This window comes from Streptomyces sp. NPDC002574, from assembly GCF_042889545.1.
In the GTDB taxonomy this organism is placed as follows: Bacteria; Actinomycetota; Actinomycetes; order Streptomycetales; family Streptomycetaceae; genus Actinacidiphila.
The window spans coordinates 274,164-295,563 of record NZ_JBIARB010000005.1; the positions used below are offsets into that span (position 1 = coordinate 274,164).

At 73.5% G+C, this 21,400-nt stretch carries 26 protein-coding genes and 1 riboswitch; of the genes, 14 read left to right on the forward strand and 12 right to left on the reverse strand.

The features are described 5' to 3' along the window. Window positions 1-42: 42 nt before the first annotated feature. The 3 genes from ACFYXS_RS13830 to ACFYXS_RS13840 are packed head-to-tail and all read left to right on the forward strand — an operon-like array spanning window position 43 to window position 2,333. On the forward strand, window positions 43-1,116 hold the full coding sequence (locus ACFYXS_RS13830) for an NAD-dependent epimerase/dehydratase family protein (RefSeq protein ID WP_389247448.1): 1,074 nt from the start codon (window positions 43-45) through the stop codon (window positions 1,114-1,116). Window positions 1,117-1,142: 26 nt separating this feature from the next. Next, window positions 1,143-1,970, forward strand: coding sequence for a TIGR02452 family protein (locus tag ACFYXS_RS13835; protein ID WP_389247450.1), 828 nt, complete (start codon window positions 1,143-1,145; stop codon window positions 1,968-1,970). 9 nt (window positions 1,971-1,979) lie between these two features. Then, on the forward strand, window positions 1,980-2,333 hold the full coding sequence (locus ACFYXS_RS13840) for a cupin domain-containing protein (RefSeq protein ID WP_389247452.1): 354 nt from the start codon (window positions 1,980-1,982) through the stop codon (window positions 2,331-2,333). Window positions 2,334-2,411: 78 nt separating this feature from the next. Here ACFYXS_RS13840 and ACFYXS_RS13845 read toward each other — a convergent pair whose 3' ends face one another. After that, entirely contained in the window at window positions 2,412-4,004 is a 1,593-nt protein-coding gene (locus tag ACFYXS_RS13845; protein WP_389247454.1) for an alpha/beta hydrolase, read from the reverse strand. 107 nt (window positions 4,005-4,111) lie between these two features. Further along, the gene (locus tag ACFYXS_RS13850) at window positions 4,112-4,876 is read right to left on the reverse strand and encodes a hypothetical protein (protein ID WP_389247456.1); all 765 of its coding nucleotides are present in this window, start codon (window positions 4,874-4,876) and stop codon (window positions 4,112-4,114) included. 77 nt (window positions 4,877-4,953) lie between these two features. Here ACFYXS_RS13850 and ACFYXS_RS13855 point away from each other — a divergent pair, with 77 nt between their 5' ends. Together ACFYXS_RS13855 and ACFYXS_RS13860 are read left to right on the forward strand one after the other, a co-directional pair. Further along, window positions 4,954-5,862: a LysR family transcriptional regulator gene (locus tag ACFYXS_RS13855; RefSeq protein ID WP_389247458.1), complete on the forward strand. Its 909-nt coding sequence runs from the start codon at window positions 4,954-4,956 to the stop codon at window positions 5,860-5,862. Between the two features lie 292 nt (window positions 5,863-6,154). Continuing rightward, entirely contained in the window at window positions 6,155-6,472 is a 318-nt protein-coding gene (locus ACFYXS_RS13860) for an antibiotic biosynthesis monooxygenase family protein (RefSeq protein WP_384277061.1), read from the forward strand. Between the two features lie 105 nt (window positions 6,473-6,577). On the opposite strand, the gene ACFYXS_RS13865 is transcribed toward ACFYXS_RS13860, so the two are convergent. From ACFYXS_RS13865 to ACFYXS_RS13900, 8 genes are all read right to left on the reverse strand, one after another. Beyond that, window positions 6,578-7,021 carry a type II toxin-antitoxin system PemK/MazF family toxin gene (locus tag ACFYXS_RS13865; RefSeq protein ID WP_389247970.1) on the reverse strand — a complete coding sequence of 148 codons (444 nt, stop codon included), beginning with the start codon at window positions 7,019-7,021 and terminating at the stop codon, window positions 6,578-6,580. Window positions 7,022-7,026: 5 nt separating this feature from the next. Beyond that, entirely contained in the window at window positions 7,027-7,788 is a 762-nt protein-coding gene (locus ACFYXS_RS13870) for an urease accessory protein UreD (protein ID WP_389247461.1), read from the reverse strand. Beyond that, entirely contained in the window at window positions 7,785-8,486 is a 702-nt protein-coding gene (ureG, locus tag ACFYXS_RS13875; protein WP_389247463.1) for an urease accessory protein UreG, read from the reverse strand. The genes ACFYXS_RS13870 and ureG overlap by 4 nt, the downstream gene beginning before the upstream one ends. Window positions 8,487-8,495: 9 nt before the next feature. After that, window positions 8,496-9,188, reverse strand: a complete 693-nt coding sequence (locus ACFYXS_RS13880; RefSeq protein ID WP_389247465.1) for an urease accessory protein UreF — start codon at window positions 9,186-9,188, stop codon at window positions 8,496-8,498. Window positions 9,189-9,195: 7 nt separating this feature from the next. Then, window positions 9,196-10,917: an urease subunit alpha gene (locus ACFYXS_RS13885; protein ID WP_389247467.1), complete on the reverse strand. Its 1,722-nt coding sequence runs from the start codon at window positions 10,915-10,917 to the stop codon at window positions 9,196-9,198. After that, window positions 10,910-11,221, reverse strand: coding sequence for an urease subunit beta (locus ACFYXS_RS13890; protein WP_389247469.1), 312 nt, complete (start codon window positions 11,219-11,221; stop codon window positions 10,910-10,912). Before ACFYXS_RS13890 ends, ACFYXS_RS13885 begins: the two co-directional genes overlap by 8 nt. Next, a complete protein-coding gene (locus tag ACFYXS_RS13895; protein WP_389247471.1) occupies window positions 11,218-11,532 on the reverse strand; it encodes an urease subunit gamma in 315 nt (104 codons plus the stop codon). The genes ACFYXS_RS13890 and ACFYXS_RS13895 overlap by 4 nt, the downstream gene beginning before the upstream one ends. A gap of 287 nt (window positions 11,533-11,819) precedes the next feature. After that, complete coding sequence (locus ACFYXS_RS13900; protein ID WP_389247473.1) at window positions 11,820-12,113, reverse strand: type II toxin-antitoxin system Phd/YefM family antitoxin; 294 nt, start codon at window positions 12,111-12,113, stop codon at window positions 11,820-11,822. Between the two features lie 78 nt (window positions 12,114-12,191). Between ACFYXS_RS13900 and ACFYXS_RS13905 the strand changes: the two genes are divergently transcribed. The 4 genes from ACFYXS_RS13905 to ACFYXS_RS13920 all read left to right on the forward strand — a co-directional run bounded on the left by ACFYXS_RS13905 (window position 12,192) and on the right by ACFYXS_RS13920 (window position 14,881). After that, window positions 12,192-12,833, forward strand: coding sequence for an ATP-dependent Clp protease proteolytic subunit (locus ACFYXS_RS13905; RefSeq protein WP_389247475.1), 642 nt, complete (start codon window positions 12,192-12,194; stop codon window positions 12,831-12,833). A gap of 6 nt (window positions 12,834-12,839) precedes the next feature. Next, window positions 12,840-13,145: a hypothetical protein gene (locus ACFYXS_RS13910; protein WP_389247477.1), complete on the forward strand. Its 306-nt coding sequence runs from the start codon at window positions 12,840-12,842 to the stop codon at window positions 13,143-13,145. Between the two features lie 383 nt (window positions 13,146-13,528). Further along, a riboswitch (cyclic di-AMP (ydaO/yuaA leader) is annotated at window positions 13,529-13,688 on the forward strand. A gap of 4 nt (window positions 13,689-13,692) precedes the next feature. Continuing rightward, window positions 13,693-14,166, forward strand: a complete 474-nt coding sequence (locus tag ACFYXS_RS13915) for a C40 family peptidase (protein ID WP_389247479.1) — start codon at window positions 13,693-13,695, stop codon at window positions 14,164-14,166. Between the two features lie 73 nt (window positions 14,167-14,239). Next, window positions 14,240-14,881, forward strand: a complete 642-nt coding sequence (locus tag ACFYXS_RS13920; protein ID WP_389247481.1) for a GNAT family N-acetyltransferase — start codon at window positions 14,240-14,242, stop codon at window positions 14,879-14,881. Between the two features lie 40 nt (window positions 14,882-14,921). On the opposite strand, the gene ACFYXS_RS13925 is transcribed toward ACFYXS_RS13920, so the two are convergent. Beyond that, window positions 14,922-15,359 (reverse strand): ATP-binding protein, encoded by a 438-nt coding sequence (locus tag ACFYXS_RS13925; RefSeq protein ID WP_389247483.1) that lies wholly within the window; start codon window positions 15,357-15,359, stop codon window positions 14,922-14,924. Window positions 15,360-15,634: 275 nt separating this feature from the next. Between ACFYXS_RS13925 and ACFYXS_RS13930 the strand changes: the two genes are divergently transcribed. Further along, window positions 15,635-16,489, forward strand: coding sequence for a helix-turn-helix domain-containing protein (locus ACFYXS_RS13930; RefSeq protein ID WP_389247485.1), 855 nt, complete (start codon window positions 15,635-15,637; stop codon window positions 16,487-16,489). Window positions 16,490-16,503: 14 nt separating this feature from the next. After that, complete coding sequence (locus ACFYXS_RS13935; protein ID WP_389247487.1) at window positions 16,504-16,755, forward strand: DUF397 domain-containing protein; 252 nt, start codon at window positions 16,504-16,506, stop codon at window positions 16,753-16,755. Window positions 16,756-16,757: 2 nt separating this feature from the next. On the opposite strand, the gene ACFYXS_RS13940 is transcribed toward ACFYXS_RS13935, so the two are convergent. Further along, window positions 16,758-17,906 carry an 8-amino-7-oxononanoate synthase gene (locus ACFYXS_RS13940; RefSeq protein WP_389247489.1) on the reverse strand — a complete coding sequence of 383 codons (1,149 nt, stop codon included), beginning with the start codon at window positions 17,904-17,906 and terminating at the stop codon, window positions 16,758-16,760. A gap of 147 nt (window positions 17,907-18,053) precedes the next feature. On the opposite strand from ACFYXS_RS13940, the gene bioB reads away from it, so the two are divergent. The 3 genes from bioB to bioD are packed head-to-tail and all read left to right on the forward strand — an operon-like array spanning window position 18,054 to window position 21,281. After that, entirely contained in the window at window positions 18,054-19,265 is a 1,212-nt protein-coding gene (bioB, locus tag ACFYXS_RS13945; RefSeq protein ID WP_389247491.1) for a biotin synthase BioB, read from the forward strand. Beyond that, entirely contained in the window at window positions 19,258-20,559 is a 1,302-nt protein-coding gene (locus tag ACFYXS_RS13950; RefSeq protein ID WP_389247493.1) for an adenosylmethionine--8-amino-7-oxononanoate transaminase, read from the forward strand. Before bioB ends, ACFYXS_RS13950 begins: the two co-directional genes overlap by 8 nt. Further along, window positions 20,556-21,281, forward strand: coding sequence for a dethiobiotin synthase (gene bioD, locus ACFYXS_RS13955; protein WP_389247495.1), 726 nt, complete (start codon window positions 20,556-20,558; stop codon window positions 21,279-21,281). The genes ACFYXS_RS13950 and bioD overlap by 4 nt, the downstream gene beginning before the upstream one ends. Window positions 21,282-21,400: the final 119 nt, after the last annotated feature.

Consider the following 21,400-nt stretch of genomic DNA (forward strand, 5'->3'; position numbering starts at 1 on the left):
CGGGCCTGGCCGGGGCCACGGGCGGCCGCCTAACGTCGCCGCATGACGACGGGAAGCGCGTTCGTGATCGGGGCGACGGGACAGATCGGGCGGGCGGCGGTGCGCGCGCTCGCGGAGGACGGGTGGCAGGTGCGCGCGGCCTCCCGCGGGGGCGGCGGCGATGTGCCCTGGCCCGACGGCGTGCGGCCCGTCACGCTGGACCGCGAGGACACCGCGGCGCTGGCCGCGGCCCTCGGTGACGGCTGCGACGTCCTGCTGGACTGCGTGGCGTACGGGGCGGAGCACGCACGCCAGTTGCTGGACCTGTCCGGGCGCATCGGCTCCGCCGTCGTCGTCTCCAGCTGCTCGGTCTACGCGGACGACCGGGGCCGCAGCCTGCAGACCCAGGGGGAGCCGGACGGCACCCCGGTGCTGCCCGTCCCGATCCCCGAGACCCAGTCGCTCGTGCCTGCGGGGCCGGGCGACTACGCCGCCCGCAAGGTCGCCCTCGAACGCGAACTCCTCGCGGCCGGCGACCGGTTGCCCACCACGCTGCTGCGGGCGGGCGCGATCCACGGCCCGCACGACCTGCGCCCGCGCGAGATGTACTTCGTCAAGCGGGCTCTCGACAAGCGGCCGGTCCTGATCATGGCCCACAACGGCGAGAGCCGCTTCCACCCGGTCCACACCGCCAATCTGGCCGAACTCGTCCGGCTGGCCGCCCGCCGTCCCGGCTCGCGCGTCCTGAACGCCGGTGATCCGTACGCCCCGACGGTCGCGGAGATCGCCGCCGCGATCGGCGGGCTGCTGGACCACGACGTCGCAACGGTCCTGGTGGACGGGCCGCCGCCGGCCCCGAACGTCGGCGACACCCCGTGGACCACGGCGCATCCCTTCGTCCTCGACATGACGGCCGCCGCACGCGAGCTCGGCTACCGGGCCGTGACCGGCTACGAGGAGTCGCTGCCGGCGACCGTGCAGGGCCTCGTGGCACGGCTCGGCGACCGCGACTGGCGTGCCGCGTTCCCGGTGCTGGCCACCACCTACGACCGTTTCGGCGACCTCTTCGACTACGCGGCCGAGGACCGCTGGCTCGCCGAGGGAAAACCCCTCGCTCCCGGGACCGGCCCCAACTAGCCTTCCGGCGTGGGAAGCGATCATTCATGAGCGCCCGGCTGCGGGCGATCGCCCGGGCGACGGAGGACGTCGTCGCCGTGGGCGGCTACCGCACGGCGCGGGGCACCGAGGTGTCGATCGGCGCGGCGGTGCGACGTGCCGTCGCGGGCACCCGGATCCTCGGGCCGGAACCCGTCGACCCCGGCGCCGCACCGGCCCTCGCGGCACCGACCGCCTTCGAGGTGACCGGCGAGGACAGCCTCCAGGCGGCCGGACGGCTCGTGCGCGCGGGCGCCGGCCCGGTCGCGGTGCTCAACTTCGCCTCGGCCCGCAATCCCGGCGGCGGCTACCTCAACGGCGCGCAGGCCCAGGAGGAGGCGCTGTGCCGCTCCTCGGCGCTGTACACGACGCTGCTCGCCGCGCGGGACTTCTACACCTGGCACCGCACCGACGGCAGTCCCTTCTACAGCGACCGGGTGGTCCACTCCCCCGCCGTCCCGGTGTTCCGGGACCCGCGCGGGGAGCTGCTGGAGGAACCGTTCGAGGTGGGCTTCCTCACCTGCGCGGCGCCCAATGCCGGGGTCGTCGAGCTCCGGGACCCGCCGTCCGCCGTCCGGCTGCCCGCCGCGATCGACGCGCGGGCCGGCCGGGTGCTGGAGGCCGCGTCCGCCGGGGGATACCGGGCGCTGGTGCTGGGCGCCTGGGGCTGCGGGGTGTTCCGCAACGACCCGGCGCGCGTCGCGGCGGCCTTCCGCGGCCTGCTGGTCCCCGGCGGACGCTTCGCGGAGCGCTTCGACCGGGTCGTCTTCGCCGTTCTGGACCGGCAGCGGGACGCGCCCACGCGCGCGGCCTTCGCCGCCGCGTTCCCCGGGTAGGGAGAGAGCATGGACAAACGCAACATCGACACCGTCATGGACGCCGTGGAGCAGAAGTGGCTCCCGCACGTCCTGGCCGAGGTCAACGACTACGACGTCAAGGTCGCCAACGTCGAGGGCGAATTCAGCGAGCACGTCCACGCCGACACCGACGAGTTCTTCCTCGTGCTGGCCGGCCGGCTGCACCTGGACCTGCCGGACGGGACCGTGACGCTCGACCCGCACGAGGTGTTCACGGTGCCCAAGGGCGTTCCGCACCGGCCGCGCGCGGAGAAGGGCACCCGCATCCTGATGTTCGAGCCGCGCGGCACGGTCAACACCGGTGACGGCAACGAGGGCACGACGGGAGTGCGCCCGGCCTGACCGGCCCCGTGCCGAGGCAAACGGTCCCGGCCCCCCTCGACCGGGGGCCGGGACCGTTCGTGCGGGGTGGTGCCGGGGTCAGCTCGTGGCCGGGACCGGTGCCGCGTGCGGGGCGCACGTGACGTCGTGGCGGTCCAGCGAGCCGTTGACGAAGTAGCCGGTCACCCGGTCGTTGATGCAGGGGTTGACCAGACCGGTGACGCCGTGCGAGCCGGCGCCCTTCTCCGTGATCATGAGCGAGCCCTTGAACCGCTGGTGCAGTTCGACGGCCCCGGGGTACGGGGTCGCCGCGTCACGGGTGCTCTGGACGATCATGACGCGCGGCAGTCCGTGGCCGGTCCGCACCTCCACCGGGTTCTTCTGCGGGACGCCCCAGGTGGCGCAGGGGAGGTTCAGCCAGGCGTTGGCCCAGGTCAGGAACGGGTACTTGGCGTGCAGCCGGGTGTTGTCGCGGTCCCAGGTGCGCCAGTCGCGCGGCCACTTGGCGTCGGTGCACTCCACCGCCGTGTAGACCGCGTTGCCGTTCTCCGCCGCGGCGTTGCCCGCGGTGTCCGACAGGTCCGGAGCCGTCGCGTCCACCAGCGCCTGGGTGTTCCCTGCGAGGTACTGGCTCCAGACCCCGGCCACGGTCGCCCACGACGAGTCGTAGTAGGGAGCCGTCTGGAAGAGCCCGAGCAGTTCGTTCGGGCCGACGAGGCCGCCGATGGGGTGGGCCTTGGCGGTGGCGCGCAGCCGCTCCCACTGCGCCTGGACCTTCGCCGGCGTGCTGCCGATGTGGTAGACGGAGTCGTACTTCGCGACCCACGCCTTCCAGTCGTCCCAGCGGCCCTGGAAGGCCACGTCCTGGTCGAGGTTGTTCTGGTACCAGATCTGGTCGCGGGCCGGGTTGACGACACTGTCGACGACCATGCGGCGGACGTGCCCCGGGAAGAGCGTCGCGTACACGGCGCCGAGGTAGGTGCCGTAGGAGACGCCCAGGTAGTTGAGCTTGCGCTCGCCGAGCGCGGCGCGGACGACGTCGAGGTCCCGGGCCGTGTTGGGCGTGGTCATCTGGGAGAGCATGGCGGCGCCGGTGCGCTCCTTGCACCCCTCGGCGTACTCCGCGGCGAGCTTGCGCTGCGCCCGCTTGTCGGCCTCGCTGTCCGGGACCGGGTCGGCCTTGGGGGCCTTCACGAACTCCTGCGGGTCGACGCAGGAGATGGGCGCCGAGTGGCCGACGCCGCGCGGGTCGAAGCCCACGAAGTCGTACGCCTTGGCGGTGGCCGTCCAGATGGGGTTCTTGGCGGTGACGCGGAGCGGGAAGCGCATACCGGAGCCGCCGGGGCCGCCGGGGTTGTAGATCAGGGCACCCTGCCGCTCGGCGGCGGTGCCGGTGTTGCCGACGCGGTCCACGGCGATCCTGATCGTCCTGCCGTACGGCTTGGCGTAGTCGACCGGCACGGTGACCCAGCCGCACTGGACCGGCGCGGCGATGCCCCAGTCGGCGGGGCAGGCGGCCCAGTCGATGCCCGCCCTGGCGGCGCGGGCGGCGGCGACGCGCACACCGACGTCCTCCGCGTTCACATGGTGTCCGTGGCCGGCACCCCCCGCGACCGCGGTCTGCGGCGCGGCGGCGACGACGGTGCCGGCTATCAGGGCTCCGGTGAGCCCGAGCACGGCTGTGCGTCTCACGATGACGTCCCCCTGCTGTTGAGCCGCTTGTGGCGGCGCGAGCACAGAACTTCAGAGGGAGCATTTCGCCCGAATGGCCGTCAGGAGAAGATCGCACGAGCGTATCTTTACCAAGCCGTATGCATGACGCGGCGGTTGCCCGCGCGGGCCACGGCCGCCGCGGCGAAGGCCCGGACGAGGGGGTGCGGTACCGAGCCGTCCCCCGCCAGCTCCGGCTGGAAGAGGGTCGCCACATAGAAGGGGTGGCCCGGGAGTTCGGCGATCCGCGCCTCGCCGTCCGGGTCGTGCCCGGTGAAGACCAGTCCCCGGCCGGACAGTTCGCCGAGGCGGCCGCGGTCGAGGCCGAAGGCGCAGTGGTAGCGCTCGACGGTCCGCGTGGCGCCGAGCACCGTCGCGGTGAGCGAGCCCGGCGTGATCAGCAGCGGGCCCTCGTGCCCGACGAGCGAACAGGCGAGCGGCACGATCAACGCGTCCTCCCCCGCGTCCGGTTCGTTCTCGCCGTGCCGGGCGCCGGCCACGCCGCACACGTTCCGCGCGAACTCCAGCAGCGCGTGCTGGAATCCGGCGCAGGTGCCGAGGAAGGGGATGCCCCGCTCACGGGCGGTACGGATCGCGGCCAGGGCCCCGGCCTCGCTGCGGTACGGACTGCCCGGCACCGTCCACACCGCGTCGAAGCCCTCGACGCCGCCGGTATCGCCCGCCGCCTCGGCCTCCTCGGTGGGGATCCAGTAGGCGTCCAGGAGCAGCCCGTCGCGGACGCGGAGCGCCTCGAGCAGCCGCGGCACGCGGCGGTGGGAACGCACGGACTCGGAGCGGTCGCCGACGAGGGCGAGACGGGCGGTGGCCTGCGGACGTCCGGTGGTCGAGGTCATGCGCACCATCCTCCGCGCGTGTCCGCATCGCGTCCAACGATGAAGTACGCACGGCTGATCAGGGATACTGATCGGCTGTGGACCCTCATCTGCTGCGCACCTTCACCGAGGTGGTCCGGTGCGCCTCCTTCTCGGGCGCCGCACGGGAGCTCGGCTACACCCAGTCCGCGGTCTCGCAGCACATCGCGGCCCTGGAGGCCGATCTCGGGGTGGAGTTGCTGCGGCGGCGGCCGGTGACGCCGACGGAAGCGGGCGCCCGGCTGCTGGAGCACGCCGAGCCGCTGCTGCTGCGCCTGGCGGCGGCCCGCGCCGAGGTCACCCGCGGGACGGGGGCCCCTGCGGCCCGGATCACTGCCGGGCTCTCCGCACCGGCCATGGGGGGCCGTCCGGCCCGCGCGGTGGCCCGGCTGCTGGCGGAGCGGCCGCGCGTGGAGGTGACACTGCGGGTCCTGGAGCGGGCCGCGGTGGTGGCCGGCGTCACGGCCGGGGACCTGGACCTCGGTCTGGTGGACGGCGCCGCCGCGCCGAGCGATCCGCTGGGGGTGCCCGGCGCCGGTGCCCTGCGGGCCGTGCGGTGCGCCGAGGAGGAGCTGGTCGTCGCCCTGGCCGCGGACCATCCGCTGGCCCGCCGCTCCGGACTGCGGCTGGCCGACCTCTCCGACGCCCTGTGGGTGGACGCGCCGGCCGCCGCCGTGCCGCCCGCGGGACTCCACCCGGCGGCGGCGGGCGAGGGCTTCCGCACCGGCGTGCGCTACGAGGGGCCGGACGTGCGCGGGGTGCTCGACCTGGTGCGGGCCGGGCTCGGCCCCGTACTGCTGCCGCGGTCGGCCGCGACCGGCCGGCAGGGCGTCGTGGCGGTGCCGCTGACCGCACCGCGGCTGGTCCACCGCACCGAGCTCCTGCACCGCCGCGGGGGTCCCGGGGAGGCGGCGGGGGCACTCGCCGCGCTGCTGACGGCGGCCGTGCTGCCGGAGCCCGGGGCCTGACGCCCCAAGGGCCCGCTCACCCGTTCGGCTCATCGGTTTTGCGCCGCCCGGGTGATGGGGCCACAGTCGTGGGACGGCGGCATTCGGGGTGCCCGCGCCCCATGGGAGTCCGCTCATGGGAAACGCGGGGCAGGACACCCTCTCGTCACGTCACCGACCCGCCGGGGATCCGCGCCTCGCGGTCCCGGCCCGCCGGACCCGTCGCCGTCCCGCATCGTGGCCTGACGGCCCCGCAGAGTGAGCATCCGGCGAAGCAACAGCGTCCTCGCTGTCCCACGGGAGGTCGAGGGTCATGAGCACTTCACCGAAGACTTCACCCACCAAGACGCGCGTCGTCCTGCGCATCCAGCTGCACGAGGGCATGGGCGACCAGTATGCGGCGGCATACGACCTCGTGCACCACGACATCGCCAAGGCCGACGGGTACATCAGCTCCCAGCTGTGCAAATCCGTCAAGGACCCCGACTGCTGGATCGTCACCAGCGAATGGGCGTCCATGGAGCAGTACCTCGCGTTCGTCGCGAGCGAGGAGTTCACGGCGCGTCGCGCCGGCATGCGCAAGTGCGTGCTGGAGCACGACTCCTCGCAGTACTCCATCGTCGCGGAGTGACCCGCGGACGCTCCCGCGGACCGGCCCGCGCACCGACCACGCATGCGAAGGCCCCCGGGGCGGCACGACCGCCCGGGGGCCTTCGCCTCGCGTCGCCGCCGGGGCTCAGCGCCAGCGGTAGAGCTCCCTGAGCCGGTTCACGACGATGTTGAAGCGGCCGCGGTCCAGGGCGCACGCCTCGCGGCGCATGCCCTCGTCGTGCACCCGCAGAACGCGGTCGACGTTGACCCAGGAGGCGCGGCCGGACTTGTCCCAGGGGCCGGAGCCGATGGGCACCCACTCCCGGTCGTCGTTGTGCTCCTTGCTGGAGAGCTGGACGGCGAGCAGGGTTCCGGCCGGCTCGCGGGCCACGACCAGGACCGGACGGTCCTTGCCGCGGCCGTCGTTCTCCTCGAACGGAACCCAGGTCCACACGATTTCCCCGGGGTCGGGGTCTCCGTCGTGGTCCGGGGAGTACTCGGTGCGGACGGGGCCGACCTGCTCGGGCTCGGCCTCGGTGGTCGCGCCGGGGCCGTACCGGCCCGGGCTCTCGGTGTCATCGGTGTCTATCGAACTCACGGACCCACGCTAGCCGACAACAGCCGCCGCAGGGACAGCCCGTCCGCCGCCGCGGCCGTGATCAGGGCGGCCGGCCCCGCCAGCGGGGTGAGTACGGCCTCGCCCCGCTCCGGGTCCTCGCCGAGGACGCGCGCGCCCGCCGGTTTCTCCTCGAAGGCGGGGTCCACCAGCAGCAGTTGGCCGGCCGCCCGGTGCGTGTGCAGTACGGCGGGGCCGGACCACCCCGGCGCGCCGGGACCGAAGGACAGTGCCTGGTCGAGCAGCGGGCGTCCGGCGACGCGTACGACCAGCCGGGAGACGAGCCGTCCGGGACGCTCGCCCGCCCGGCCGAGGATCTGCTCCTCGCGCAGCACCAGCCGGGCGCCGGGGGCGAGTTCGACGGTGGTGGTCATCCGCAGGTCGCTGCCCTCGGCCGCGATGAGGGGCTCGGGCAGCCAGTGCAGTTCGGCGTCCTCGCCGACGGTCAGCCGCACCTCGTAGTGGGCGGGCTCCCCGGACCGGCCGGGCAGCGACACCGTCGCCGCTGCGGCGTCCACGCGCAGTGCGGCGCCGGGCAGCACGGCCGCGTGGATCGCGAGGTGGTCGCCGCCGAGCGGCGCGCTCATGGCACCGACGACGGTGACCCGGGCCGTACCGCCCTCGGCCGACCGGGTGCGGCGCAGCGCGAGCGGGCCGTCCCCGACGAGCTCCGGCAGCGCGGTGCCGCCGCGGCCGTCGGGGGCGGCCGTGATCCGTGCGGTGGCGCGGACACCCGTCACGCCGGGACCGCGGTCCAGGCGGCGATGCGGGCGCGGATCCACTCGGCCACCGGGGCGACGCCGTCCTCCGCGACGAGGGAGGTGAACACGACGGGCAGGTCGCCGCGTTGCGCCTTCGCGTCGCGGGCCATCCGGTCCAGGTCGGAGCCGACGTAGCGGGCGAGGTCGGTCTTGTTGACCACGAGCAGGTCGGCGGTGGTCACACCCGGTCCGCCCTTGCGCGGGATGTCGTCGCCGCCGGCCACGTCGATGACGAAGATCTGGGCGTCGACCAGGCCCTTGGAGAAGGTCGCGGTGAGGTTGTCGCCGCCGGACTCGACGAGCACGAGGTCGAGCGGGCCGAGGCGTTCCTCCAGGTCCTCGACCGCTTCGAGGTTGGCGGAGATGTCGTCGCGGATCGCCGTGTGCGGGCAGGCGCCGGTCTCCACGGCCGTGATCCGCTCGGGCGGCAGGACGGCGTTGCGGAGCAGGAAGTCGGCGTCCTCACGGGTGTAGATGTCGTTGGTGACGACCGCGAGGGACAGCCGGTCGCGCAGCGCCCGGCACAGGGCGGCGACGGTGGCGGTCTTGCCGGAGCCGACGGGGCCGCCGAGCCCGACACGCAGCGCGCGGCGGCTGCCGTCGAGGCAGGTGGCGGAGGTGACGGGGGCGGCGTACGCGGAGCGCTCGGGGAACTCGTGGTCGTGGTCGAGATGCATGGTGGCGTCCTAGGAGGCGAAGAGGCGTACGGGCCAGGTGGCGTGCTGCTCGGCGTACACGTCGAGCAGCGGCGCGGACGCGGCGGGCAGCGCGCCGGTGCCCTCGGTCAGGGCGCGGCGCGCCGCGTCAGCGGCCTGCCCCGCGACCTCGTCCAGGCCGGGGGCGAGCCGGGCGAGCACGGCGGTCACGGCGAACGGGTCCAGACTCAGCAGGCGTACGGCGGCGGTCGCCGGCCCGGTCACGGACTCGTGGGCCGCCACGTGGGCGGCGTCCGGCGGGGTGAGGCCCGCGGCACGGGCGGTCAGGCCCAGTACGACGGGCTGGTGGGCGCCGCGCGGCCGGGCGGCGGCGAGCGCGTCGAGGGCCTCCGACGGCCAGGCCGCGCGGGCGGCCCGGGTGAGTTGCCGGCCGAGCCGGCGCGCGGTCGCGCGCAGCGCGGGCGACGGGGTGCGGGCGTCGGCGGCCGCGTCCAGTTCGAGCGGGTCGAGACCGGCGGCCGCGGCGGCGGCCAGTGCCGCCGCGACCAGTCCCGCGGTGTGCAGCCGGCCCCGGCAGAAGGACTCCAGCGTGGCGGGGCAGCGGATGCGGCCCGCCTTGACGGCGGCCTCCGCGCCGCCGGAGTGCGCGTGGCCACCGGCGGGGAAGCGTCCGTCGGCCAGTACCAGCAGTGCGGCCCGGTTCGCGGTAGCGATCGCTGTCATAGCGGGCTCAGAAGAGGAAGTAGCGCTGGGCCATGGGGAGTTCCACGGCCGGGGCGGGCTCGACGACGTCGCCGTCGATACGGACGGTGAAGGTGTCGGGGTCGACCTCGACCCGGGGCATGGCGTCGTTCTCGCGCATGTCGGCCTTGGTGAGCCGGCGCGTGTTGCGAATGGCGACGAACTCCTTGGACAGGCCGAGCCGTTCCGGCAGGCCGTCCTCCAGTGCCGTGCCGGTGGTGAAGTTGACCGAGTTCAGGCCGGGCGCCCGGCCGAGCGCCCCGAACATCGGGCGCGGCAGGACCGGTTGGGGGGTGGGGATGGAGGCGTTGGCGTCGCCCATCTGCGCGTAGGCGATCTGACCGCCCTTGATCACCAGTTGGGGCTTCACGCCGAAGAACGCGGGGTCCCACAGGACGAGGTCGGCGAGCTTGCCGGGCTCCACGGAGCCGATCTCGCCGTCGAGGCCCTGGGCGACGGCCGGGTTGATCGTGTATTTGGCGACATATCGACGTGCGCGGAGGTTGTCGGCCCGTCCGTCACCGGGCAGCGCGCCGCGCCGCTTCTTCATCACGTGGGCGGTCTGCCAGGTCCGCAGCACCACCTCGCCGACCCGGCCCATCGCCTGCGAGTCCGAGGAGATGATCGAGATCGCGCCCAGGTCGTGCAGGAAGTCCTCGGCCGCGATGGTGCCGGGCCGGATCCGGGACTCGGCGAAGGCGAGGTCCTCCGGCACCGACGGGTTGAGGTGGTGGCAGACCATCAGCATGTCGAGGTGCTCCTCGACGGTGTTGACGGTGTGCGGCCGGGTCGGGTTCGTGGACGAGGGCAGCACGTTGGGATGCGCGACCACCGTCATGATGTCCGGCGCGTGCCCGCCGCCCGCTCCCTCGGTGTGGTAGGCGTGGATGCCGCGCCCGGCGATCGCGGCCAGGGTGTCCTCGACGAATCCGGCCTCGTTCAGCGTGTCGGTGTGGAGCGCGAGCTGGGCGCCGGTGGCCTCGCACACCGTGAGGCAGGCGTCGATCGCGGCCGGGGTCGCACCCCAGTCCTCGTGGATCTTGAAGCCGAGCGCGCCGCCGCGCAGCTGGGAGCGCATCGCCTCCTGCGAGACGGTGTTGCCCTTGCCCAGTAGGCCGATGTTGACCGGGTAGTGCTCCAGCGCGGCGAACATCCGGGCCAGGTGCCAGGGTCCCGGGGTGATCGTGGTCGCCTTGGTGCCCTCGGCGGGGCCGGTGCCCCCGCCGACGAGAGTGGTGATCCCCGAGGCGAGGGCCTCGTCGGCGATCGTCGGGGAGATGAAGTGGACGTGCGCGTCGATGGCGCCCGCGGTCACGATCCTGCCGTTGCCGGCGATGATCTCGGTCTCCGGGCCGATGACCAGGTCCGGGTGCACCCCGTCCATGGTCTCCGGGTTGCCGGCCTTGCCGATCGCGGCGATGCGGCCGTCCCGGATGCCGATATCGGCCTTGACCACACCCCAGTGGTCGAGGATCACCGCTCCGGTGACGACGGTGTCGGGGGTGCCCTCGGCGCGGGTGGCCCGGGACTGCCCCATCGACTCGCGGATCACCTTGCCGCCGCCGAAGACGACCTCGTCCCCGGAGTTGCCGGGCCCTCCGGACAGGTCCTTCTCCACCTCGACGAGCAGATCGGTGTCGGCGAGCCGTACACGGTCACCGGTGGTCGGCCCGAACAGGTCCGCGTAGACGGCACGGGAGAGCTCAGCCATCGAGGGCACCTCCGGTCTCGCCGCGCAGTCCCCCGACCACGCGCGCGCCGCCGATCGGCACGAGGTCCACCTCGACGGGGATGCCCGGTTCGAAGCGGACCGCGGTACCGGCCGCGACGGCCAGCCGCTTGCCGCGGGCGGCGGCGCGGTCGAAGCGCAGGCCGGGATTGGCCTCGGCGAAGTGGTAGTGGGAGCCGACCTGGACCGGGCGGTCGGCGGCGTTGAGCACGACCAGCCGGGTCACCGGCCGGCCCGCGTTCGGCTCGACCGGTTCCTCGCCGTAGAGGATCTCCCCGGGGATCACGTGGACACCTGGGCGATCGGCTCGTGGACGGTGACGAGCTTGGTGCCGTCCGGGAAGGTGGCCTCGACCTGGACGTCGTGGATCATCTCGGGCACGCCGTCCATGACGTCGTCGCGGGTGAGGACCTTGCGGCCGGAGGCCATGAGGTCGGCGACGGTCCGGCCGTCGCGGGCGCCCTCCAGGATGTGCGAGGTGATCAGGGCGATCGCCTCGGGATGGTTCAGCCTGAGCCCCCGGGCCCGCCTCTTCTCCGCCACGTCGGCGGCGACATGGATGAGCAGGCGTTCTTGCTCATGAGGGGTCAGTTGCATGGCCACACCTCGCAGTCGTCCCGGGTGAGCGGTTCCGCGGGCCGCGCCTGACCTGCGACTCCGTTCGCCGACAGCCGGAGGTCGCAGGCTAGTTCGGCGGCGTTTCGTCCGCGTTAACTCGCCGCACCGGGAAGGACGGGCCCCGGATCGTGCCGACCGGGGGACGGGCGGCCAGGTCCGGCCGGGCACCCCGGGCAGCATGCCACGACGGCGCGGGCACGCCGCGCAGGACACAGCCGGACACAGCCGGCCGGGCCGCACGGGCGCGGCCCGCGACGCCGGGCCGCTCAGGCGCCGTCGTGGCGCGCGTTGGTCGTGCCGCGGTGCTCGGCGGCGATACCGAAGCGGCGCCGTTCGCCCGTGGCGGACACCGAGGGGCGCACCGAGGAGACGGTACTGACCACGGCCTCGTCCTCGGCCTCGTCGAGTTCCTGAAGTCGCTGCAGGTCAGCGGCGGAGACGAGGGCGACGAGCGGCTTGCCGTGACGCGTCACGACGACGCGTTCACCGCCGTAGACGACGCGGTTGATGAGCTCGGCGAGCTCTGCTCTCGCTTGTGTCACGGGGACTTCATGGGCCATGCTCCCCATCATAACGGGATGTACGTCCTGTACATTTTTTACATGGACGGGGACCCGTGCCCCGACGGAGGTGCCGCGATGCTTCGACCGACCGCCCGCTATGTCCTGCCCGAGTTCACCGAGCGCACCAGCGAAGGTGTGCACTCCCTTGATCCGTACTCCAAGCTGCTCCGGGAGCGGATCGTGCTGCTGGGCACGCCCATCGACGACACGTCCGCCAACGACGTCATCGCCCAGCTCATCCACCTGGAGAGCGCCGCCCCGGAGCAGGACATCTCGCTCTACATCAACTCCCCCGGCGGGTCGCTCACCGCCATGACGGCGATCTACGACACCATGCAGTTCGTCAACTGCGACGTCTCGACGGTGTGCGTCGGCCAGGCCGCGTCGGCCGCGGCCGTGCTGCTGGCGGCCGGGACGCCGGGCAAGCGGCTGGCGACTCCCCACTCGCGGGTTCTGATCCATCAGCCCTCCTTCTCGGAGGCCGTCCAGGGCACCACCGCCGACCTCGAGATCCAGGCCAGGGAACTGCTGCGCAGTCGTGACCAGTTGGAGGAACTGCTGGTACGGCACACCGGAGGGGACCCGGAGCGGATCCGGGCCGACATCGAGCGCGACATGATCCTCGACGCCCCGTCCGCGCTCGCGTACGGACTGGTGGACCGGCTCACCGTCAGCCGCAAGGGCGACGGCGGGGCCGGCCCGCGCGCCCTGCGGTGACCGGCCGTGCCGCCCGAACTGCCGCCACTGCCGGCCCTGACCCGCGCCGAGGGCGAGCTCATCGACACCTATCTGGAGGTCGTGGATCTGCTGGGGAGGATCAACCCCGCCCGTACCCGGGACACCTACGGCGCGCTGCGGGCCGCCCAGGCCCTGGCGGGGCGGGCGGCGAAATTGCGCGACGCGCTGACCACGATGCACCTGCGGGGGGAGAGCGAGCTGCACACCACGACGATCGAGCGCGCCCTGCGCGTGCTCGACGGGGAACGGCGTACGCGGCTGATCACCCTGCCTCCCGCACCGCCTCGCTGAGGGTGCGTCATGTTGAGTGGTGGTCAGATCAGCTCTCCGCCGCCGTGTCATGCGCCACCACGGGCCCGACACGAAGTGACACCGAATGGACTCGCCCGATCGTTGTACGTGGCGTCGACACGCGGTCGGTCCCGACTTGCGCTCCGCGGCTGCACACATCCGGAATCTGACGCTCCATCGCAGGTGTTCGACTGGTTTCGAGTCATCAGGCGAGGCTCCTGAGACCGGAGTCCACCCGAATAGGTGAGTCGTGAAGAGACTCACATTCGACCGGATGAGCTATGTCCTGACCGGTTCTGTGAGTAACCATCCCTTCGACGACAAGCCCCCGTCATCCGGCGGGGCGGTCCGCGCGGACGCCGAGTCCTGCCGCCGTCGCGGACGCCAGGTCGACACCGAACGCAACGGCAGGAGCGGAGGACCCGAGTACGACGGGACCGGCCCACGGGCCGATTCCTTGGGGTGAAGCCGCAGCAGCGGCCGGGCATCTTCGCCTGCCCGAACCCGACAGGTCATCCTTCGCAGGCGGACGACGAAGGGTTTGCGCATGATCGCGCCATCAGCCATGTCCGCGGTTCTCACCCGGCTCGGGGCGGTATCCGCCCTCACGGCGGCTGCCGTTGCCGGACCGGCGGTCCTGCCGGACATGGCCCAGCACGCCGAGGCCGCGACGCTCCGGGCCCAGGCACTGCAGGTCGCGGCGTCGAAGAAGGGCGCTCCCTACCGGTACGGGGCCACCGGCCCCCGCAGCTTCGACTGCTCCGGTCTGACGCTCTACTCGTTCAAGAAGGTGGGCAGGAAACTGCCCCGCACCGCCGCCGCGCAGTACAACAGCACACGGCACATCCACCGTTCCGACCGCACCCGCGGGGACCTGGTGTTCTTCCACTACGGAAGCAGCATCTACCACGTCGGGATATACGCGGGCCACGGGAGGATCTGGCACTCCCCCAAGCCGGGCGGCAGGGTGCGCCTGGAGAAGATCTGGACCCGCAGCGTCTGGTACGGCCGTGTGAAGTGACCGCCCGTCGCGGGGCCCAGGGAATCGCCCACCCGGAGGCCCCGCGGCGTACCGGCCCGCGTAGCGTGGTGCCATGACGCTGCGGCAGCTGCTCGCCGATGCGGCCGAGGGCGTCCTCCCGCCCCCCGACGGATCGGTGACGATCCTGCCGCAGCCCTCGGCACGCGACGCGGGCGTCCTCGCCTTCACGGCGCACACGGTGGTCTTCGCCGACGCCGACCCCGGCCGCGTCCGCGAACTGCTGCCACCGGGCGACCTGTCGGCGCCACTCAACCCGCCCTTCCTGACCGCCCTGTGCGGGCTGCTCGGGCGCCGGGTGAACGGCATCGACCTGCTGGCGACGGCCACCGCCCTTCCCGGTCCGCCGGACGGCCCCCCGCTCGCCCTGCGGGAGACCGCCGGCCGCGAGCACCCCCGGGCCGCGCGGGCGCTGGCGCACCGGGACGAGGTGCGCGTGTGGACGGTCCCGGGCGGGACGGTGCTCATCGGGCGCGGAGTGGCCGGCCGGTGGGAGGTGGCCGTCGAGGTCGAGCCCGCGGCGCGCGGCGCCGGGCTCGGCCGCCGGCTGGCCCTGGAGGCGCGCCGGCTGGTCCCGGACGGCGGGACGCTGTGGGCCCAGATCGCCCCCGGCAACGCGGCGAGCGTGCGCGCGCTGCTGGCGGCGGGCTACACGCCCATCGGCGCGGAGGCACTGCTCGTGCCGGGTGGTGGCTGAGCCGCCGGTCCGCACGGAGCCTGGCGGCCCCCGGCCGGACTCACTCCACCGGGGCGGGCGCGGCCACCCACGGAAGGGTGATCCAGACGGTCTTGCCGCCGTCGACGGTGGGGGTGACATGGAGCCGGCCGCCGGCCTCGGCGGTGAGGTGCCGGATGATCACCATGCCGCGGCCGTTGTCCTGCTGGACGGCCGCAGGCAGCCGCTGGGGCCAGCGCGGGTGGCTGTCGGTGACCCCGATCCGCAACTGCTCGTCGCGGTCGAGCTGGACGTCGAGGGTGAAGGTCGGCGACTGGCCGAGAGTGTGCAGGACGGCGTTGGTGGCGAGTTCGGAGACGATCAGCCGGACGGCGTCGGCGGGCGACGAGTCCTCCGCCATCCCCCACTCCACCAACAGGTCGCACACGTAACGACGGGCCGCGGGTACCGAGGCAGGGTCGCTCGGCAGGGTGACGGATACTTCCTGATGGTCTGCCATGGCGACGCTGTCCCTTTCCCGCCGTGACCGGGACTCCGGCGCGCGCCTGTCCGGGCCGCGCGCCCGGCCGCCGGCCGCCCGTACTTCCCATACGGTGCGCACCGGCTTCCACGCGCCAGAGTGCCACTCATCGTGCCGTTAAACAGGTGCCACCACAGCTATATGCATATATCTGTCGCCCAAAGCGGTGAACTCTGCTACGAGAGAACGTATTTGCGCGGCAGACTTCGCCCGGGGACCGGCGGGGCATGCCGGGAACCAGGAGGTACACAGTCATGCAGCAGGTGCCGGCGGTCCGCCGCCGCAAGATCGGCTCCGAATTGCGCCGTCTCAGGGACACGGCCGGCCTGACGAGCGGAGAGGTCGCCCTCCGGGTGGGCTGGCATCAGTCCAAGGTGAGCCGCATCGAGACCGGCCGCAGCGGCGTACGCCCGGAGGACGTGACCGCGCTGCTGGACGCGTACGGCGTGCGCGACCAGCGGCTGCGCGACATGCTGGCGGCGCTGGCCGGCGGTGAGGGTGTCCGGCGCGGCTGGTGGCACGAGTACCGCGAGGAACTCCCCTCCGCCTACCGGGACTTCATCAGTCTGGAGACCGACGCCTGCCGGGCCCGCACCCTGGAGACCACCGTGGTGCCGGGGCTTCTGCAGACCCCGGACTACGCCCGCGAGCTGACCCGTTCGGTGCTGCCCCAGCTCGGCCCGCGGCAGGTCGCGACGCTGGTGGACGTGCGCATGACGCGGCAGGCGGTACTGCGCGCGTCACCGCCGCTGGAGCTGTGGGCGGTGCTCGACGAGGCGGTGCTGCGCCGCAGAGTGGGGGGCCCGGAAGTGATGGCGGCGCAATTAAGCCATCTTGTGGAGCTCGGTTCCCTGCCCCATGTGCATCTGCAGGTGTTGCCTTTCTCGGCCGGTGGCCATATCGGCGTCACGGGGCCTTTCGTCATCTTCTCATTTCCGCGCATTGCTGATCTGGATGTTGTCGTTCTCGACCAGTTGACGAGTAGTCTCTATCTGGATCAGCAAGAGGACATCAGGGCGTACGGTGCCGCCTTCAACAGATTGCGCTCCCACGCCCTGTCCAGTGAACAGTCGCTGTCCTTCATCACCGGCATCGGCAAAGGCGCGTAAGGAGGCACACCCCCATGTCCACCGCACTGCCTCAGTACGTTTCCTCCAGTACGTCCCTCTTCGGCGTGAATTGGCGACGCAGCAGCTACAGTACGGCGGCGAACAACTGCGTCGAGACGGCCCTCGTCCCCTCCGGGCCGCTCTCGGGACAGCTCGCCGTCCGCGACTCCAAGGATGTGCGCGGCCCGGCCCTGCTCTTCTCCCCCACCGAGTGGAACGCGTTCCTGGACGCGGTGCGCACAGGAACCCTCATCGAGCGCCCCTGAGCTCAGCGGCGTGGCGGCGCCGTACGGACGATGGTCCCGACGGCGTCGCCGATCTCCCGGTCCGTCAGGTCGGCGCGCGCGGTGAGCCGCAGACGGGAGATCCCGTCCGGCACCGACGGAGGCCGGAAACACCCCACCGCGAGCCCCGCCTCCCGGCAGTCCGCGGCCCATTGCACGGCCGCCTCCGGCGAGGGCGCCCGCACCGACACCACGCACGCGTCCGGCGCGGTGGCCTCCAGCCCCGCAGCCGTCAGTCGTTCGTACAGCTCACGGGCCACCTGGCGGGCCCGCGCGGCGCGGTCCGGCTCCCGGCGCAGCAGCCGCAGCGCCCCCAGCGCGGCGCCGGTGGCCGCCGGCGCGAGGCCGGTGTCGAAGATGAACGTCCGCGCCGCGTTGACCAGATGCCCGATCACCCGGGCCGGGCCGAGTACCACGCCGCCCTGGCTGCCCAGCGACTTGGACAGCGTGGCCGTGCACACCAGCCCCGGTGCCCCGGCGAGCCCGGCGGCGGCCGCCGCGCCCCGGCCGCCGTCGCCGAGGACGCCGAGCCCGTGCGCGTCGTCGACCAGCAGCGCGGCCCCCGCCTCGGCGCAGGCCGCGGCCAGTTCGCCGAGCGGGGCGGCGTCGCCGTCCACCGAGAAGACCGAGTCGGTGACGGTCACGGCCGGCCCGTCGTGCCCGGCCAGCGCCTTGCGCACGGCCGCGGGGTCGGCGTGGGCGACGACCTCGGTGGAGGCCCGGGAGAGCCGGCAGCCGTCGATGAGCGAGGCGTGGTTGCCCGCGTCGGAGACGATCAGGGTGCCCGGCTCGGTGGTCAGCGCGGTCACCGCGGCCAGATTGGCGGCGTACCCCGAGGCCAGCACCAGAGCCGCCTCGAACCCGCAGAACGCCGCGAGTTCGGCCTCCAGTTCCGCGTGCAGTTCGGTGCTGCCGGTGACCAGCCGTGAGCCGGTCGACCCGGCGCCCCAGCGCAGGCAGGCGTCGGCACCCGCACGGGTGACCTCCGGGTGCCGGGCCAGGCCCAGGTAGTCGTTGGAGGCGAGGTCGAGCAGCGGCGACTCCGGGGGCCGGGGCCGCAGGGTGCGCACCAGCCCCGCGGCGCCGCGCCGTTCGGCGTGCGCGTCGATCCAGTCGAACGGGTCGCGGGCCATGGTCGTCCCCGGGGTCGGTGTGAGGTCTCTGCAGCACCGTAGTGTGCCCGGCCGGTTCGCACGGTGTGGTGATCCACACACCCTGCGCGAGCGGTCTTGTGGGGTGCCTCATTGGCTCCGGGTCGCCGCGTGCGTCAGGATCGCGGCATGGATCTGCTCAATGGGTTGGTGGAGAAGGGGCTGCGCCGCGAGCTGCCCACGCGCGAGGAGGCCCTCGCCGTGCTGGTCACCTCCGACGACGAACTGCTCGACGTGGTGACCGCGGCCGGCAAGGTGCGCCGGGCCTGGTTCGGCCGCCGCGTGAAGCTGAACTACCTGGTCAATCTCAAGTCGGGGCTGTGCCCCGAGGACTGCTCGTACTGCTCGCAGCGGCTGGGTTCCGAGGCCGGTGTCCTCAAGTACACCTGGCTGAAGCCCGAACAGGCGGCCGCCGCCGCGGCGGCGGGGGTCGCCGGCGGTGCCAAGCGGGTGTGCCTGGTGGCCAGCGGGCGCGGACCGACCGACCGCGACGTGGACCGGGTCTCGAAGACCATCGAGGCCATCAAGGAGCAGAACGAGGGCGTGGAGGTCTGCGCCTGCCTCGGCCTGCTCTCCGAGGGACAGGCCGGCCGGCTGCGCGGCGCGGGCGCCGACGCGTACAACCACAACCTCAACACCTCCGAGGCGACCTACGGGGACATCACCACCACGCACACCTACGCCGACCGTGTCGACACGGTGCAACAGGCGCAGGCGGCGGGCCTGTCCGCCTGCTCGGGCCTGATCGCGGGCATGGGCGAGAGCGACGAGGACCTGGTCGACGTCGTGTTCGCCCTTCGGGAGCTGGACCCGGACTCGGTCCCCGTCAACTTCCTCATCCCCTTCGAGGGCACGCCGCTGGCCAAGGAGTGGAACCTCACCCCGCAGCGGTGCCTGCGCATCCTCGCGATGGTGCGCTTCGTCTGCCCGGACGTGGAGGTCCGCATCGCGGGCGGCCGCGAGGTGCACCTGCGCACCATGCAGCCGCTGGCGCTGCACCTGGCCAACTCCATCTTCCTGGGCGACTACCTCACCAGCGAGGGCCAGGCCGGTCAGGCCGATCTCGACATGATCGCGGACGCCGGCTTCGAGGTGGAGGGCGCGGGCACGGTCACCCTCCCCCAGCACCGCGCCGACGTCGCGGACGCGCAGGCGGCCGCCGGATGCGGCCCGCACGGCAACGGCTGCGGCTCGCACGGTGCCGGGGACGGTGCGTGCGGCCCCTGCGGCGGCCACTCCGACGCGGTCCCGGTCCCGGCGGGCACCGCGGGTGCCGCGCGCACGGACCTGGTGGCGGTGCGCCGTCGCGGCACCGGGACGGACCTGCCGCCCAATGCCTGAACCGCTCACCGCGGGCGAGCTCCTCGCGCTGGACCGGGAGCACGTCTGGCATCCGTACGGGCCCATGCCGGGCCGTCAGGACCCACTGGTCGTCGCGTCCGCGGCCGGGGTCCGGCTGCGGCTCGCCGAGCCGGTCGAGGGCGTGACCGAGCTCGTGGACGGCATGTCCTCCTGGTGGTCGGCGATCCACGGCTACAACCACCCGGTGCTCAACGAGGCGGCGCGCGGCCAGCTGGACCGCATGAGCCACGTCATGTTCGGCGGGCTCACGCACGAGCCCGCCGTCCGGCTCGCCACCCGCCTGGTGGAGATCACCCCGGAGCCGCTGCGGCACGTGTTCCTCGCCGACTCCGGCTCCGTGTCGGTCGAGGTCGCCGTCAAGATGTGCCTGCAGTACTGGCGGTCCCTCGGGCGGCCCGCCAAGCAGCGCCTGATGACCTGGCGCGGCGGCTACCACGGCGACACCTGGCAGCCGATGTCCGTATGCGACCCCGAGGGCGGCATGCACGGGCTGTGGTCCGGGGTGCTGCCCCGCCAGGTCTTCGCCGACGCGCCACCGGCCGAGTACGACGAGGCGTACGCCCTCCACCTGCGGGAGACCGTCGCCCGCCACGCGCACGAACTCGCCGCGGTCGTCGTGGAGCCCGTGGTGCAGGGCGCGGGCGGCATGTCCTTCCACCCGCCGGCCTATCTGCGGGTGCTGCGCGAGGCCTGCGACGAGCACGACGTGCTGCTCGTGTTCGACGAGATCGCCACCGGCTTCGGCCGGACCGGCACGCTCTTCGCCGCCGAGCAGGCGGGCGTCTCCCCCGACGTGATGTGCGTCGGCAAGGCCCTGACGGGCGGCTATCTGACCATGGCCGCGACCCTGTGCACCGCGCGGGTCGCCGACGGCATCTCCCGGGGCGAGGTCCCCGTCCTCGCCCATGGCCCCACCTTCATGGGCAACCCGCTGGCGGCGGCCGTCGCCTGTGCCTCGATCGACCTGCTGCTCGGGCAGGACTGGGCCCAGGAGGTCAAGCGCATCGAGGCCGGCCTGCGGGACGGACTGGCGCCCGCCGCCGCCCTTCCCGGGGTGCGGGACGTACGGGTGCTGGGCGCGATCGGGGTCGTCCAGCTCGACACCGCCCTCGACGCGGCTGCCATGGCGGCCGCCTCGCGGGCCGCCGTGCGCGGGGGGGTATGGTTGCGGCCGTTCCGGGACTTGATCTACACGATGCCCCCGTACGTGACGGGGGACGAGGACGTCGCGCGCATCTGCGCGGCGGTGTGCGCGGCAGCGGAGGCGGCATGACGGTGTTGTTCGTGACCGGTACGGGCACGGAGATCGGCAAGACGATGGTCTCGGCGGCCATCGCGGCGACCTCGCTCGCGGTGGGCTTCAGCGTCGCCTACCTCAAGCCCGCCCAGACCGGCCTCGGTCCCGACCAGCCGGGCGACGCCGCGGAGGTGACCCGGCTGGCCGGGCACGAGCTCACCGGCGTCGAACTCGCCCGCTACCCCGACCCCCTGGCCCCGGCCACGGCGGCCCGGCGCGCCGGCCTGCCGTCCGTGGGCCCCGCTGAGATCGCCGAGGCCGCCGCGAAGCTCGCGGCCGTCCACGACATCGTCCTGGTCGAGGGCGCGGGCGGGCTGCTGGTCCGGTTCGACCAGGAGGGCTCCACGCTCGCGGACGCGGCGAAGATGCTGGGTGCACCGGTGCTCGTCGTCGCGCAGGCCGGGCTGGGCACGCTCAACACGGCGGCCCTCACGGCGGAGGCGCTGCGGGCCCGCGCGCTGGCCTGCGCCGGCTTCGTCATCGGCAGCTGGCCCGACGACCCGGACCTGGCGGCCCGCAGCAACCTCGCCGACCTCCCGGACTGCACCGGCGCCCCGCTGATCGGCGCCCTCCCCGCGGGTGCCGGGTCGCTCACGCCGGACGCCTTCCGGCAGGCCGCGCCGGGCTGGCTCGCACCGCGCATCGGCGGCCTGTGGGACGTGGACGCCTTCACCGCGATCTGGTCCTCCATCATCTGACGGCTCGAACGGCCGTCCGGCTCCGGCCGTATCGCGGCCGGAACCGCGCAGCGGGAGGCATGGCGGGGCCGCCCCGGCGGCACAATCCGGAAGAGGGGGGCACGACGAGGCGAACTCGA